This is a genomic window from Colwellia maritima (genome assembly GCF_022669015.1).
Taxonomy (GTDB): Bacteria; Pseudomonadota; Gammaproteobacteria; order Enterobacterales; family Alteromonadaceae; genus Colwellia; species Colwellia maritima.
In genome coordinates this window covers 73,274-89,371 of sequence record NZ_JAKKSL010000003.1, presented here as the reverse complement: position 1 = coordinate 89,371, position 16,098 = coordinate 73,274, and the positions used below count along the sequence as shown (strand labels likewise).

The window sequence follows — 16,098 nt, the reverse complement described above, 5'->3', positions numbered from 1 at the left end:
GTTTGCATTAATTTAAATATGTTCACAAAATTGATGTTGTAACACTTCTAATAAATATTTAATTTTGGGGTTTGCTATTCGATAATAAATTGTTTGCGACTCACGTCTTGTGGCGACTATTTCACTATCACGTAATTTTGCCAAATGTTGCGAAAGAGCCGATTGAGATAAGTCAATTTGCTCGTTTAAATCCCCAACGGTTTGTTCACCATTAGCAATACAACATAAAACCATTAACCGGTAAGGGTTAGAAAGTTGCTTAAGTATTGCCGATACATGTTGAGCACTTTCTAGTAATTTGGTTTGATCCGTTATCATGATTATTTAAAGCTCATTTCTTTAGTAATTTAATTTTAGTCTACTATTGTACTTTATTTTAGTAAAGGCTAATATAACTAATATAAGATAAAGTTAATTTAGTATTTTCTAAATTAACTTTATCTTGAGGAATTGAGGAAGTCATCAAAATTGATGAGTAGAAAATCAGTAGTATATTTTATTTATTTTATAGGGGCGTATCATGACAGTAAATGAAGCACTTCGTTTAATTGCGGGAATAATGATTCTAATTTCTTTATTATTAACGCATTATCATTCAGCCAATTGGGTTTGGTTTACTGCCTTCATTGGTGTAAATCTTTTGCAATCATCTTTTAGCAAATGGTGTTTAATGATGTCTATTTTAAAAAAACTGGGCTTGAAAGAAAGCCATGAAAAATGTAGTTAACCTGATGCTCGGCTTAATAAGTGTTTTTCTAGCTGCTATTTTTACTAACTTCGGCGTTAAATTCACTTGCAATAGGCCGGCTATTGACGCGTAAATTTGCCTTGCTTATTTTGCGGACTAAAGTAGTAAAACTATCAAGCTAGAAGTGAGCGAAATTTTAATTATTATTTTTCAACAGGTTAATTGTATCTTAAACCGTGTTCAGGTTAGTTAACATATTGAATAGAATTCAAATTAAAACCTTAATGTAAAGTTTAACATGCTAATAAATTTATCAAGGAGTTACGATGTTAAAAACAATCCCAGAAGTCATTTCTCATGCAATGAAGTCTCTCAATACCATTACTGCAGTGGATGCTGAAAAAAATGTAAAGAAGAAAAGGGCATTATTATTGATGTTCGAGAGCCTGAAGAATTTGCTGCGAAAGCGGGGAAAAATACAATCAATATTCCTCGCGGATTATTAGAAATGAAAATGCTACAACTATATCCAGATGAAAATTTAGCCATTTTTATTCATTGTGCAACAGGTGCAAGAGCAACATTTTCAGCTGAACAACTCAAACGCGTAGGATATAAAAATGTATGGGTTATAACTTGTATGCTTGATGATATTTGTTGTGCTTTTTGATAGGTATTGAATGATGAATATTAATTGTGAAAAATAACATAGAATTTTGTTATTTTTCACAATATTGCACGTTTGTTATACCCAACTTGGTACTATATCAGCATTAATGACTTCATCATAATTTGGACGTGGTCGAACAATCGCAAAATCAGTGTCTTTTACCATGATCTCTGGTGCTAACATACGCGTATTGTAAGTTGACGCCATCACTGCACCATAAGCACCACAACTCATAATGGCAATTAAATCACCTGACTGTGACTCATGTACTTGGCGACCTTTAGCAAATGTGTCACCTGTTTCACACACAGGGCCAACGATATCATAGGTTTTAAGTGCTGTTTTTGAGATATCAACAGCAATAATCTCATGAAAAGCATCGTACATACTTGGGCGAATCAGATCATTCATACCCACATCTAAAATCAAAAACTGACGTTCTTCCCCTGTTTTCACATAAACAACGCTAGAAACTAAAATACCGGCATTCCCCAATAAAGAACGACCGGGTTCCACTACAATTTTACAATTTAAATGGCCTAATTGCTTTTTGGCAATGGCAGCATAATCTTCCTTGGCCGGAATAACTTCGTCATTATAAGTAATCCCTAATCCGCCACCGATATCGACGACGTTAATATCATGACCATCACTTCTTAGGTCTATAACTAATTGTGCTATTCGTTTATAAGCTTCCTCAAACGGAGTAAGTTGAGTAAGTTGAGAACCAATATGCACATCAACGCCTTGTACTTTAATATTTGGCAGTGACGCAGCACGATTATAAGCTTGGCGGGCTTTACTAATAGGGACACCAAATTTATTTTCCGCTTTTCCAGTAGAAATTTTTGCATGGGTATTGGCACAAACATCAGGATTAATACGAAAAGCAATAGCTGCTATTTTATTTAAACGCGTTGCAACTTGGCTGATTAATTCAAGTTCAGGCTCAGATTCAATATTAAACTGAAAAATACCTTCGTTTAAGGCATATTCTATTTCTGGTTCAACCTTGGCCACACCAGAGTAGACAATTTTATTTGCGGGAATACCGGCAGCGCGGGCTCGGCGTATTTCACCCATTGATACCACATCAGCACCAGACCCTAGTTTAGCAAGCGTAGATAATACCGCTTGGTTGCCATTGGCTTTAACAGCATAGCAAATCAGGGTTTCTTGATTTGTTAATGCGGTAGAAAATGCTTGTTGATAGTCCTTGAAATTCTGACTAATTGCTGTGTTTGAATAACAGTAAAAGGGAGTGCCTACCTGTTTTGCAATGTTACTTAGGGCAACATTTTCGGCAAACATTTTACCGTTTACGTGTGGGAAATATTTTTGTGTGGTCATCTGATTACCATCATTAGCATTGTGCGGATAAGTGGTTCATATAAAACAGTGGATAATTTACAATCAATGACAGGATTATATCCAACGTGTGATAGAGTTTTTGTAGTAGAAGTGCAGTTAGGATTATTAAGTGTCATTTCTGTGATCATAGTGACAGAAATGACAGAAATATTTGATTACTAGCTACGTGAAGTTACTTCAAGTAAATGATAACCAAACTGCGTTTTTACCGGGCCTTGTACTTCATTAAGTGGTGCTGAAAATACCACCTTATCAAATTCAGGTACCATTTGACCTGGGCCAAAAGTCCCTAAATCGCCACCTTGTGCCTTTGATGGGCAGTTTGAATGGGTTTTAGCAACGTCAGCAAAATCTTTTCCGCTTCTATTTCAGCTTTTAGTGCTAAACATTGTTCTTCAGTATCAACCAGTAAGTGGCGAGCTGCAGCTTGAGACATAGTTTTTCCTATCTAGAGTAAATTAAAATAAATTTGGGTAACAATACCGTATTTTCTGCGCATTTTAAAGGATCTATATTGAGTATTCATAATGTTTAGTTATGTTAATGAAAATGAGTGTGTTTCATCACAGAATCACGTTTTATACCTGTTTCATTAATTAAGTGATCTATTTTAAACGTAGAAAAAATTGCCTAATACAAGGCATTTATTTCAATAACTAATCTGAGTTCGGTTTAAGATATGGTTAACTAGTTGTTCTAATTATTAAATAACGAAGTAGTTGGTGAAGCAGGTGGCTTAACTATAAAAGCTATGTTTTTTGATGTTTATCGAGAAGTTGGAACGATAGGTACTAATTCGGGTATGTGTGAAAAAGCTTTTATTGTATTGGGCGATTTAGCGCTTACTTTACTTAAAAAATAAAAATAAAAATAAAAATAAAAATAAAAATAAAAAGCAGAAAATAGTTAACTATTTTCACTACATTTTTGCGTGTTTTTTTGAGTTTTCTGAAGATTATTACTTGCAACGTCATCTACACCATTATAAAAGCGATTAAAAAAAGCGATAAATTGGTGTAATTTGTCATTAAAGATCATGGTACTTTCAAACAAAAAATTGTGTTTATTTAATGTTTTATTGGGCATGATAGTAAAGCTTTCATTACTGACATCATTAGTCAAAGATGAAGTTAAAAATACGGGAGTTATTGTTATAACTGATTGATTATATAGGTGGTTTGTTTTTATTTTTGTGTTTTTAGCACAACTAGACCATGAGATAACGGTAATAGAAATGATCAATACAAGCGCGAATAATTGTTTCACTGTAACTCCCCTGTTAAGTATTGTGTTTGACGATAAAAATACAAATCATCATTTTAGCTATAGTATTTTACTATAATTTGTTGCAAAGGTTAATACCACAATAATGAGATAAGCAGTATATTGGGTGCGGTAAATGGAAAATAAAGCCCTATATTGAAATTTTTTCAATTCATAGGACTTTATTTGATAGGGTTTTTATTTACCTCGTTTTAACTACAGGCTTTTTTATCTAACCTAAACTGATGTAAAAGTGGCTCTGTGTAACCATTCGGTTGATTGGCTCCACAAAAAACAAGTGAAGAAGCCGCTTTAAAGGCAATACTGCTGTCAAAGTCAGTACTCATTGCTTGATAACTTGGATCATTAGCATTTTGCCCGTCAACTATTTTAGCCATTTTTTCTAAACTCGCTTCCACTTGTGCTTGTGTACAAATACCATGGTATAGCCAGTTAGCAATGTGTTGACTTGAAATACGTAATGTTGCTCTATCTTCCATTAACCCCACGTCATTTATATCAGGTACTTTTGAACAACCAATACCTTGGTCTATCCAACGTACTACATAACCTAAAATGCCTTGAGCGTTATTATCTAATTCTTCTTCGATTTCTTCAGCCGTCCAGTTTGTATCTTTTGCTAATGGAATCGTTAATATGTCATCCAGGTTAGCACTTTTCCGCTGCATTAAGGTTTGTTGTAGCGCAAATACATCGACACGGTGATAATGTAATGCATGCAATGTGGCAGCCGTAGGTGACGGTACCCATGCAGTATTGGCACCTGCTTCAACATGGTTAATTTTAGTGGCGATCATGTTAGCCATTTGGTCGGGTATTGGCCACATGCCTTTACCTATTTGCGCTTTTTTACTAAAACCACAGGCTAATCCCACATCAACATTGTTATTTTCATACGCGCCAATCCAAGGCGTTAACTTAATGTCTGCTTTGCGCGCCATAGGACCAAAGAGCCATAGAAGTGTGAATTTCATCACCTGTACGGTCTAAAAAGCCAGTGTTAATGAAAACCACACGTTCTTTTGCGGCATAAATACAATTCTTTAAGTTGACACTTGTGCGTCTTTCTTCATCCATAATTCCCATTTTTATGGTATTACGAGGTAAAGACAATGCATCTTCAACACGGGCAAATAAGGTGTCAGCGAACTTCACTTCATCAGGGCCATGCATTTTAGGTTTAACAATATATATCGAACCTTCGCTGCTATTATTTAAGGTACTGTTACCTTTTAGGTCATGTAAGGCGATAAGTGAAGTAATCATGGCATCTAAAATACCCTCAGGTATTTCATTGTTATTGCTGTCAACAATGGCACTGTTTTTCATTAAATGACCAACATTGCGAACAAACATTAAACTGCGACCCTTAAGTGTGACCGTATCACCTGATAACGATTGATAATTTCTATCGTTATTCATTTTACGGGTAAATTCTTTGCCGCCTTTACTTATATTTTCAGTTAGGTTGCCTTTCATTAAACCAAGCCAGTTGCGATAAGCAATAACTTTATCTTCGCCATCAACAGCAGCAACAGAATCCTCACAATCCATAATGGTTGTTAAGGCAGACTCAATAATAATATCACTTAATGTTGAAGGATCTGTTTTACCTATTTCACTCTTGGCGTCAAAAACTAACTCTAAATGCAAACCATTATGCTTAAATACTAAGGTTTTTGGTTGGCTAATACTGCCAGTAAAACCAATAAAAGCCTGGGTGTCTTGTAAGGCGCTTTGTTCGCCATTACTTAGGCTAACCATTAATTGCTGTTCATTTAAGTGATAAGCTACAACATCTTGATGGCTACCACTAACTAACGGAATGGCTTGATCTAAGTAATCTTTAGCATAGTGAATAACTTTAGAGCCGCGCACTGGGTTGTATGCACCCATTTTTTCTGCACCGTTATCACTACTAATCGCATCAGTGCCGTAAAGTGCATCGTATAAACTACCCCAACGAGCATTCACAGCATTTAAAGCAAAACGTGCGTTCATAATAGGTACTACAAGTTGAGGACCGCCATAGTGGCAAGTTCAGCATCTACATTTTCAGTACTTATTGAAAAATCATCAACTTCAGGAACTAAGTAACCAATGTCAGTTAAAAACTGTTTGTAACGACCAAAATCAAATTTTTCGCCTAAATTCTGCTTATGCCAATTATCTATTTGCGCTTGCAATTCATCGCGCTTACTAAGTAATTTTGCATTCTCACTAGATAAGTCATTAATAAGATCAGCAAAATTTTGCCAAAATTGAGAAGACGTTATGCCGGTATTTGGTAATGCCTCGTGCTCAATAAACTCAAATAGATCTTGGTTTATGGATAAGCCTGCTGATTGTACTGTTTGAGTCATATTTTCCTCGCTTACTTTGCTTGCTCTTTACTTATATTAAGATAAATAAGGTAAAGTTAGATGAAATTTCACCCTAGGTGATATTCTATATTTCCTTATCCTATTGCTAAAATCACTGACTAGCAATATTCGTATTACAATAACTATTATTTATTTTGTGAATGGTGTAGGCGTTTGTTTTGTTTTTCATGTATGGCGTCGTGACTCATTTATGAAAAAAAGGGTAAAAGTAAAGGGACGAGTATAGGTATTATAAATGCGGTTAATAATGCCGATGTAATCAATGCCACTGAACAATAAGCACCTTGATAAACATTATCTTTAGATAATATTATGCTGCCAATCACATGGCTGCCCGAACCAATAGCAAGCCCTATGGCTATATCACTTTTAACATTTATGAATTTAAGCCAAGTAGGGCCTAATAATGCCCCTGACAAGCCCGCAATCATGATAGCAAACGATGTGATTGAACTATCACCATGCAGTTGTTCAGTTAAGGTAATACCAATGGGGGTTGTCACTGATTTCAGCGAAAGTGCAATTGCAATTTCTTCTTGATGGATTAACAGCATTGTGAGTGAAAAACTAATTGTGATAACAATCACTATGCCTAGAGCAATAATCGTTACTAGCTGTTTCCAATAACGCTTAATATGTTGAATTTGTCGGTATAAGGGGTAACCTAAAGCAACAGTTGCCGGCTCTAACAATATATTCAATACATGAGTAGATTGATGATATCTGTCATAATTTATATTGTTAACTAATAAATAGGGAACAAGTATGATTATGGTCAGTAGCATAGGGTTCAGTAAAATAAGTTGCCATCTTTTCTGTATCCACGCGGCACTCTGATAAATTACTAAGGTTAATAACGTTAGCATTAAAGAATCAATTAGGTTTATGCTTTCGAACATATCAAACCCCTTTATTATCAGGGGTAGGATCTAATTCAGTGGGTTTAGTTGATAAATATTTTTCCGCTAAAATACCAACAAACGTAATTAAAAAGAAAGTCGTAAAGAAGATAATAGCAACAATGCTATAGCCATGGTTTTTGATTAATTCAAAATGATTTATCACGCCAACAGCCGCGGGGATAAAGCAAACCCCCATATGATTGATACCCCATTGATTCGCTTGATGTACTTTATCAGGCGCGAGCCGCCCATCTGTAAAAGCAAACAATAAATGATCATGCCATATAAACTAGCGGGTAAACCGCCTATAGCATTATTAAGCATTTTTCCTGCAAACAAACAAAAAATAATTGCAGCAATGGTGTAAAGAATGTTTTTCATCATGCTTTAGTCAGTAAGTTATTATCCAATAAGTTTTTAGTAAGTTAGTACCACTATAAGTAATTTATTCGTTTGCTTGTACTTGCCTAGCGGCTTCAATGACCAACTTTCTAAACCATATATGACTAGCATCGTGGTGCAACAAGGGGCTCCAGATCATTTTTAATTCCATATCTGGAATGTCAAAAGGGGGTTTAACAATAATATAATTGACATCATTTTTATGTAACATCGCGGCTTTCGTTGGTAATGTCGCAATTAAATTGTCTTCAAAAGCAAGTTGCATAGCAACATGGTAATTACGTGTGAAAACTTTTATATCACGCTTTTTACCTAGCCTTGCTAGCGCTTCATCTACCCGCCCAAGTTTTTGTACATCGTTTGGATTCATACCAACGCCCACACCAAAACCCGTTTTTGACACCCATACATGTTTTGTAGCTAAGTAAGAGTTTAAATTGAATTTAGCCACAACAGGATTATCCGCACTTATCAAACATGAAAAAGAATCACGCCATATTGATTTTTGATGAAATGACTGTGGCAGCTCATCAAAACGGTTAATAGCCATATCAATTTTACCCGCTTCAACATCATGAAAGGTAACATCGGCGGGCGTCATGATATCTATTGTAATATTAGGAGCTGTTTGGTTTATCAGCCTTAGTAATTTGGGTAATAATGTTGATGCAGCGTAATCACTAGCCATAATCCGAAATACGCGAGTACTATTTTGTTCATTGAACTCTTCTTCGCCTTGCAATGTCTTTTCTAACTCAAGTAATATTTTTCTAATGGCGGGGGCAAGGGTTTTTGCTTTTTCAGTTGGAGACATTCCATCAGAAGTACGAACTAAGATAGGATCATTGAATAGTGTTCTTAACCTTTTTAAACCATTACTCATAGCAGGCTGAGTAATATTAAGCTGTCCACCGCACGGGTTACATTTTTTTCTCTTAGTAGCACGTCTAAATAAATAAGTAGATTTAAATCAATTTTAGAAATATTCATGAGTTTAATGTTTCCAATTAAAAGTATAACTTAAATAAATATATGCTAAGTATTGATGATTTTCAATGATTATTCAGATTCCTTCCATACATAATATAACTGGATAATTATTGGTAAACATGTAACTAATTGTTATTTATGCATAAAAGATATTATTGTAAAGTGCGCATGTTGTGGTATTTCTTGTGTGAATGGTGGTAATCATAATTATATATTTCATAAATGTTTGTTTGTTGACTATTATTTTTGTTGTCCGGTGTGATTGCTTTCTAAGTGAGTTACATCAAACCAACCAAACAAATTAGTTATACAACCTAGATTAGTGTGAAATAAGACCATTGGAGAATATTATGTCTAATTATCAAAGTGCAATTGAAGCAGTTAAAGCAATAAAAGAAAAGGCGGGTAGCGCTTGGGATCCAATTAATCCTGAGTCTATCGCTCGTATGCGAACTCAAAATAGATTCAAAACAGGTTTAGAAATTGCTCAGTACACTGCAGACATTATGCGTCGTGATATGGCTGCATTTGATGCTGACAAGACTAAGTACACACAATCTCTAGGTTGCCGGCATGGTTTTGTTGGTCAACAAAAAATGATTTCAATCAAGAAACATTTTGATGGCAAAACTGATCGCCGTTATTTATATCTTTCTGGTTGGATGGTAGCAGCACTTCGCAGCGAGTTTGGTCCACTTCCTGATCAATCAATGCACGAGAAAACATCTGTTGCCTCATTAGTTAAAGAGCTATACACATTCCTACGTCAAGCAGATGCACGTGAGCTAGGTGGTCTATTCCGTGAGCTAGATGCAGCTAGAGATGCTTGGTGATTCTGCTAAAGAAGCAGATATTCAATATCAAATTGACAATCACGTAACTCATGTTGTGCCAATTGTTGCCGATATCGATGCCGGTTTTGGTAACGCAGAAGCAACTTACCTAATGGCTAAACAAATGATTGAAGTCGGTGCTTGTGCCCTTCAAATTGAAAACCAAGTGGCTGATGAGAAACAATGTGGACATCAAGACGGTAAAGTAACGGTTCCTCATGCTGATTTCCATGCAAAAATACGTGCTTTACGTCATGCATTCCTTGAGCTTGGTATTGATAATGGTTTAATCGTTGCACGTACTGACTCTGAAGGTGCTTGGCTTAACAAAAGAAATTGCAGTTGTTAAAGAGCCTGGTGATTCTGGTGATATTTACAATTCTTTCTTAGATGTTGAAGAAATTGATGTAGCTGACATGGGCGAAGGCGATGTATGTTTCAACCGCGATGGTAAACTTGTTCGTCCTAAGCGTTTACCTTCTGGCTTATATCAATTCCGTCAAGGAACTGGTCATGAACGTTGTGTATTTGACTGTATTGGTGCACTTAATGCGGGTGCCGATTTACTTTGGATTGAAACGGCCATTCCAACAGTACATGAAATTGCCGGCATGATGAATGATGTTCGTAAAGTTCACCCAGATGCGAAACTTGTTTATAACAACTCGCCATCTTTCAACTGGACGTTAAACTTCCGTCAACAAACTTACGATTCAATGGCTGAAGCGGGTAAAGATGTATCTGCCTATGTTCGTGATAACTTAATGAGTGCTGAATACGACAACACTGAACTTTCTGCAATAGCTGATGAACGTACTCGTACTTTCCAAGCGGACACTGCACGTGAAGCAAACGTATTCCATCACTTGATTACATTACCTACTTATCACACTACTGCATTGTCTGTTGACAACTTAGCTAAAGAGTACTTTGGTGAACAAGGTATGCTTGGTTATGTTAAAAATGTTCAACGTGAAGAAATTCGTCAAGGTATTGCCTGTGTTAAACATCAAAATATGTCTGGCTCAGACATGGGTGATGATCACAAAGAATACTTTGCCGGTGAGAATGCACTTAAAGCCGGCGGTGCAAAAAACACGTCTAATCAATTCTCTTAAGTATTGCTATTAGTTAATTAATTTTAACTATCTTTTTAATCAGATTACTGGTAAACCAGTAATCTGATTTTTTTTTGTTATAAAAACATTGTCCTATCGTGAATACAAAAACAAGTCGAAACTAAAGCATTTACACAAGGAAACAATTGTTGTTATATTACAGTTGCTTTTTAATTAAGGTCTTAATTTTTATACTTTATTGATACTAGGAAATATATTGCAGCCTTCTTCATCTAAACAATTATTATTACTTAATACCAATGCTGAACGGCTCACAAAGCTTGAAAAACTATTAGTTTCTGGTACTGATTATACTATTGTACTTGCAACTAATACACGAAGCGCTATCGATATTTTAAAAAGAGATAATATTGATTTTGTTGTCAGTAATATAAATTTAGATAACTTTGATGGTTGGCGTCTGGCCCGCATGGTGCGTTCAGGTGTTTTAAAGTGTTCTGCTGATACCCCTTTTGTCGTCGTAGCTAATACATGGTGCGAACACCTAGCTAGTGCTACGGCACGTGAATTTGGCATAAATAGTCTGATTGCTTTTTCAGAATATGAAAAATTACTCAATATTATTAATAACGAAGATTTAATTCCCTTAAAAGATATGGAAAAGTCTTCGTTATTAGTAATAGAAGACAATTCAGATACTTGTCACCTGGTAAATAGAATACTAAACACGCGATTTACTATTGATAGTGCTAGTAATGGTGAAGTCGGTCTGGAATTATGGCGTGAGAATAATTATGCCTTAGTATTGTTAGATGTCATGCTGCCAGGGATGTCTGGTAATCAAGTACTTGACCATATAATGAAAGAAAATCCAAAGCAATCTGTTGTTATCATGACAGCGAATCATACAATGGAATTGGCCGAAGAACTCATGCTTAAAGGGGCTGCCGATTTTGTTACTAAACCTTTTAGGGCTGAACAGTTAAGACGAGTATGTGAGACAGCAGCAAGACGTGAAGATTTTATTATTAGTAATTTACAATTTGCTAATAAAGTTCAATCGTTAAATCAAAGTCGGGCAGAGTATAAAAATGTATCAGAGCAGCATCAACAGTTGTTGGATCAAATTGGTACTATCATAATTGAGCTGAATAAAAATGGTGCCATTGTTTTTTTAAATAAAGCATGGGAGAAATTTACGGGATTCACCATTGAAGAATCGAACCATCGGCCATTGAATGATTTTATCGAAACGTCAGAGCATGCAGATGCTTTTATATCTAATGAAATCGTTAGTCTCTTATCAAGTAATACTAATTCGCATCAATTTGAATTTCGTTTAAAAAATAAATTTAATAATGCATTATGGGTGTTAGCTCGTTTTGATATTACCCGCAAGCATGAGACTAATACTATTTCTGGCACCATTGAAAATATCACTTCGCGTAAAAAAGCCCAAGAAGAATTAGAACATATCGCCATGCATGACGGTTTAACCGGTTTGTATAATCGTCTTTATTTTGAAACTGAATTAAAGCAATTTACCGCCATGGCTTCTCGAGGAAACGGGCCTCATGCATTGCTGTATTTGGATCTCGATCGCTTTAAAGTAATTAATGATACTTTAGGGCATCATCACGGAGATATGGTGTTAAGAAATGTATCATCATTGGTCAGTTCTCGGTTGAGAAAGAGCGATTTTATTGCACGTATTGGCGGTGATGAATTTGCCCTATTACTACCCAATACTAACCAAGATACGGCATTTAACTTGGCAAGTAATATTTGTAAATTGCTCGATGATTATCAATGTAGAGTTGAAGGCAAAGTGATTAAAGTCAACTGCTCTATTGGTCTTACGGAGATAGATTGTAAAGCATATCCTGCAGACGAATACATGAAACAAGCAGATATCGCTTTATATGCAGCAAAACGATTAGGTAGAAATTTAGCCCATATATACAATGAAAGTGATGATTTAAGTAAAGATCTACTTGCTAGTCTTAAGTGGATAAGAAAAATTCGCCAAGCGGTAGCAGATGATAATTTAATACTCCATTTTCAACCCATTATCGATATTGCGAGTAAAGACGTTGTTTATTATGAAGCCTTAGTTCGATTAGAGCTTAATGGTGAACTAGTGCAGCCCGGCGAGTTTATTCCGGCTGTTAGAACGCGAAGGTGATATGAGCTTGCTTGACAGACAAGTGATCAGCAAAGCTATTTATTATTTAACTAAGCACCCTGAGTTAAATAAAGTTGCCATTAACTTGTCTGCACAAGGCTTTAGTGATGAACGTTTATTACCGCTTATTCAAGAAAAGTTGCATCAGTATAATGTTGATCCCTGTCGTATAATTTTTGAATTAACAGAAAGTGCCGGCTTAAGTAATATAACGGCAACACAAAGTATGGTTGCAAAACTTAGCGCTCTAGGATGCGAATTTTCAATTGATGACTTCGGTACAGGTTTTAGTACCTTTAATTACTTAAAACAATTACCTGCACATTCAGTGAAAATTGATGGCTCATTTATTATTGATCTAGCAACTAACCCTGTAGATTTGGCCCTAGTTAAAGCCATATATGAAGTGGCTACGGCTTTAGGTAAGAAAACAGTTGCTGAGTTTGTAGAAAATGAAGAAACCTTGCAATTGTTAGCCACAATAGGTGTGACTTACGCACAAGGCTATCATTTCGGTAAACCTAAACCGGTAGAGGAGCTTTTTAAATAACATGAATTAATCAAAGCATACCGTTGTAACACTCATAAGAATCATAATAATAAAGACGAGGTTTATAGTGAATTTGTCTTCACATGCTAGAGAAAATTTTGAAAAAGAAATTCAACTAGGTGAGGGGTGGGATAATGCCGATTTAATCATTCATTATTTAAAACTACTCGAAGTTGATTATATTTTTGGTGTACCAGGTGGTGCAATAGAGCCTTTATTCAATGCTATAGCGCGTTCAAATGATGGTTACAGTCCAAAAATAGTGGTAGCGCGTCATGAATCTGGCGCGGCATTTATGGCAGAAGGTTATGCCAGAGAAACGGGTAAGTTAGGCGTTTGTTGTGCAACAACAGGGCCTGGTTCAACTAACTTATTAACAGGTGTGGCGTCAGCATACGCTGACAATGTACCTGTATTGGTGATTACAGCGCAAACGCCATTACCTAAGTTTGGACGAAATGCATTACAAGAATCTTCATGCACAGCCATTGATACCGTTGCCATTTTTAAACATTGTACACGCTATAGCACGTTAATTTCTCATACTGAACAAATACACCCTAAACTCATTTCCGCTATTATGGCAGCTAATCGTATACCTAAAGGGCCTGTACACATTAGTATCCCCTCAGATATTTTGCGCCAACCAACCGTGATTGCTTCAAAAATGAAAATAGGCCGTTTAGTTCAGGATTTTACGTTAACCGATAATGACGCGGTAGAAAAATTAACCGTTATGCTTTCAAATACTTGGCGTATAGCTTTATTTCTAGGCAAAGGGTGTGGTTCAGCTATTGACGAAATTATGGAGTTTTCTGATCTTACTCATGCGCCAATTGTTACGGCTCCGGCGGGTAAACGTTGGCTTGATGGATATCATACACGTTATCGCGGAGTTTATGGCTTTGCTTTGGTCATCAAAGTGCCCTTGAGACAATGGAAGATAATACGATTGATTTATTAATTGCCGTTGGCACACCGATTACTGAGTTAGGAACCGGGTTGGCATACTAATATATTGAGTAATAGGTTAGTACATATTGATTCCATCATTGAACACTTTACTCGCACGCCAATGGCACAGCATCATGTTTGTGGTGATCTTAAATCAATATTTAAGCAGCTTAATTTAAATATTCGTCAAGGCCTTAAATGGGGGCGATCGTGGGGGGCGGTTGATCCAATTCAGGTAAAGTTTTTTGAAAAAAAATCCGTAACTAAAAATCACGGATACCAAATTACCTTAGATAATCCTGAAGCTTGTTTATCTGACGCTATACCATTAAAGCCACAGCGTGTCGTAACAGAATTTTCTCGTTCTATTCCATTGAATTTTCGCTTACATTTGGATGCAGGAAATACATGGGCATGGTTTACACATTATTGCCATCGCAAAAGTTCACAAGGTTTTTATCATATTGCTATGGGGTTTGGCTCAATGGGGTGGGCCATTGGAGCTTCAATAGGTACTTGTTTAGGGAGTAAGCAACCATCAGTTTGTATTACGGGCGATGGTAGTTATTTAATGTCAGGACAAGAAATTACCGTCGCGTTACAACACCAAATTCCTGTTATTTACGTTATTTTAAATGACAGTGAATTAGGCATGGTTAAGCATGGTCAACAATTAGGTGGGGCTGAACAAATTGGTTTTGAACTTCCTAAAATAGATTATGCCATGATGGCACAATCTATGGGAGTAGAAGGCATTACTATTAAAACACCTGGGGAGTTAATGGACCTTGACTGGCAACGTTTAGGAAATAAACAAGGGCCGACACTGCTTAATGTCATTATTGACCCTAATGAAGTTCCCCCGATGGGACAAAGGGTTAAAGGCTTAGCGGATCAAAAAGAATCAGCAACACCCGGAGGATAATTGCCTTTACTCACGTTTGGGTAATGCTCTCGGCTTAGTCCCTGTATACTCAATGTCCTCACAGGCAAGCGGTAGAAAACCTCCTGCAATGTCGTCGTTTGCCTCCGCATAACAGGCATGAACCCCTGAGTGCACCCACGTACTGTAAATGCGATACATTTCTGTTGGTGTAAATCCTTGATCAGTAAGAAAAGCCGTTACATAACCAACGTAATTCATGTTTTCTTGATAATGCTCAGCAAGCGTTGTATGAATTTTGAACGCTAGTTTTAAATGTTCACCTTCTGCAAAGCCCAAGCTTTTGGTTACTTTTTCCATAGCCTCAACGCGCTCATCACCTGTTGCTATTGGGCGAGCATATCCAACAATAACTGGTTTAGTTCCTGGCTTTGTATGCTTAGTTGCGAGTTCCTTTTTAATAATTTCTAATGGTGTCATGCCTTCTTTATGCCATTTCAATGCCTGCTGAATAAATTCTGCACCACCCGTAATTGAGCCTGGTCCATACATTCTTGAGTCAGCCGAAAGAATTCCTGCAGCAATGCCTGCTACAGGAGAACCTTTAACAGAGCCAATTAAGGAGCCGTTTTGATTACACCATATTCGAGAGTCAGGCCGGCTTAAACAAATGAAACTAGCCTCAAACCAATCAGCAAGTACTTTACTTGGCATTTTACGCGTAACATTGAGGATCAGTGTTTGGAAAAAAGACTTTTTACCCACTAGATCATCCATCATAGAATAGCCGCAATTGTAAATTGCTTCACCAATACGCCAACCGCCACGATTGGTTGATATTTTACCGCGTTTTAACTGCCACAATTCATTGGTCATTTTTGATTTCATAATCTTCATCTTTTAAAAAAGGTATTTCGGTAATA

Annotated in this window: 13 protein-coding genes and 4 pseudogenes; 8 read left to right on the top strand and 9 right to left on the bottom strand. The window is 36.4% G+C overall.

Annotated elements, in window-relative coordinates; translation table 11 throughout:
* Positions 1–12: 12 nt before the first annotated feature.
* Positions 13–318: an ArsR/SmtB family transcription factor gene (locus tag L3081_RS16240; protein ID WP_242287133.1), complete on the bottom strand. Its 306-nt coding sequence runs from the start codon at positions 316–318 to the stop codon at positions 13–15.
* Positions 319–520: 202 nt separating this feature from the next.
* Here L3081_RS16240 and L3081_RS16235 point away from each other — a divergent pair, with 202 nt between their 5' ends.
* Positions 521–727 carry a YgaP family membrane protein gene (locus L3081_RS16235; RefSeq protein WP_242287132.1) on the top strand — a complete coding sequence of 69 codons (207 nt, stop codon included), beginning with the start codon at positions 521–523 and terminating at the stop codon, positions 725–727.
* A 385-nt stretch (positions 728–1,112) separates the two neighbouring features.
* A complete protein-coding gene (locus tag L3081_RS16230) occupies positions 1,113–1,358 on the top strand; it encodes a rhodanese-like domain-containing protein (protein ID WP_338027404.1) in 246 nt (81 codons plus the stop codon).
* A gap of 75 nt (positions 1,359–1,433) precedes the next feature.
* On the opposite strand, the gene lysA is transcribed toward L3081_RS16230, so the two are convergent.
* The gene (lysA, locus tag L3081_RS16225) at positions 1,434–2,708 is read right to left on the bottom strand and encodes a diaminopimelate decarboxylase (protein ID WP_242287131.1); all 1,275 of its coding nucleotides are present in this window, start codon (positions 2,706–2,708) and stop codon (positions 1,434–1,436) included.
* Between lysA and L3081_RS16220 the strand changes: the two genes are divergently transcribed.
* On the top strand, positions 2,697–2,891 hold the full coding sequence (locus L3081_RS16220) for a hypothetical protein (protein WP_242287130.1): 195 nt from the start codon (positions 2,697–2,699) through the stop codon (positions 2,889–2,891). The two genes, lysA and L3081_RS16220, sit on opposite strands and share 12 nt — an antisense overlap.
* Here L3081_RS16220 and L3081_RS16215 read toward each other — a convergent pair.
* The 6 genes and pseudogenes from L3081_RS16215 to L3081_RS16190 form a co-directional block, all read right to left on the bottom strand.
* Positions 2,888–3,165: pseudogene (locus tag L3081_RS16215) on the bottom strand (peptidylprolyl isomerase). The gene L3081_RS16220 and the pseudogene L3081_RS16215 overlap by 4 nt on opposite strands.
* Positions 3,166–3,635: 470 nt before the next feature.
* A complete protein-coding gene (locus tag L3081_RS16210) occupies positions 3,636–3,995 on the bottom strand; it encodes a hypothetical protein (protein WP_242287129.1) in 360 nt (119 codons plus the stop codon).
* 209 nt (positions 3,996–4,204) lie between these two features.
* A pseudogene (locus L3081_RS16205) lies at positions 4,205–6,376 on the bottom strand (malate synthase G).
* A gap of 209 nt (positions 6,377–6,585) precedes the next feature.
* On the bottom strand, positions 6,586–7,296 hold the full coding sequence (locus L3081_RS16200; RefSeq protein ID WP_242287128.1) for an LrgB family protein: 711 nt from the start codon (positions 7,294–7,296) through the stop codon (positions 6,586–6,588).
* 1 nt (position 7,297) lies between these two features.
* On the bottom strand, positions 7,298–7,567 hold the full coding sequence (locus L3081_RS16195) for a CidA/LrgA family protein (protein ID WP_242287127.1): 270 nt from the start codon (positions 7,565–7,567) through the stop codon (positions 7,298–7,300).
* A 177-nt stretch (positions 7,568–7,744) separates the two neighbouring features.
* Positions 7,745–8,691: pseudogene (locus L3081_RS16190) on the bottom strand (LysR family transcriptional regulator).
* A gap of 350 nt (positions 8,692–9,041) precedes the next feature.
* Here L3081_RS16190 and L3081_RS16185 point away from each other — a divergent pair.
* From L3081_RS16185 to L3081_RS16165, 5 genes and pseudogenes are all read left to right on the top strand, one after another.
* Positions 9,042–10,642: pseudogene (locus L3081_RS16185) on the top strand (isocitrate lyase).
* A 217-nt stretch (positions 10,643–10,859) separates the two neighbouring features.
* On the top strand, positions 10,860–12,788 hold the full coding sequence (locus L3081_RS16180) for a GGDEF domain-containing response regulator (protein ID WP_242287126.1): 1,929 nt from the start codon (positions 10,860–10,862) through the stop codon (positions 12,786–12,788).
* A gap of 1 nt (position 12,789) precedes the next feature.
* Positions 12,790–13,338, top strand: coding sequence for an EAL domain-containing protein (locus L3081_RS16175; protein ID WP_242287125.1), 549 nt, complete (start codon positions 12,790–12,792; stop codon positions 13,336–13,338).
* Between the two features lie 67 nt (positions 13,339–13,405).
* Positions 13,406–14,302, top strand: a complete 897-nt coding sequence (locus L3081_RS16170; protein ID WP_242287124.1) for a thiamine pyrophosphate-binding protein — start codon at positions 13,406–13,408, stop codon at positions 14,300–14,302.
* Between the two features lie 54 nt (positions 14,303–14,356).
* Positions 14,357–15,217 carry a thiamine pyrophosphate-dependent enzyme gene (locus L3081_RS16165; RefSeq protein WP_242287123.1) on the top strand — a complete coding sequence of 287 codons (861 nt, stop codon included), beginning with the start codon at positions 14,357–14,359 and terminating at the stop codon, positions 15,215–15,217.
* Between the two features lie 6 nt (positions 15,218–15,223).
* On the opposite strand, the gene L3081_RS16160 is transcribed toward L3081_RS16165, so the two are convergent.
* Positions 15,224–16,063: a citrate synthase family protein gene (locus L3081_RS16160; protein ID WP_242287122.1), complete on the bottom strand. Its 840-nt coding sequence runs from the start codon at positions 16,061–16,063 to the stop codon at positions 15,224–15,226.
* Between the last annotated feature and the right edge of the window lie 35 nt (positions 16,064–16,098).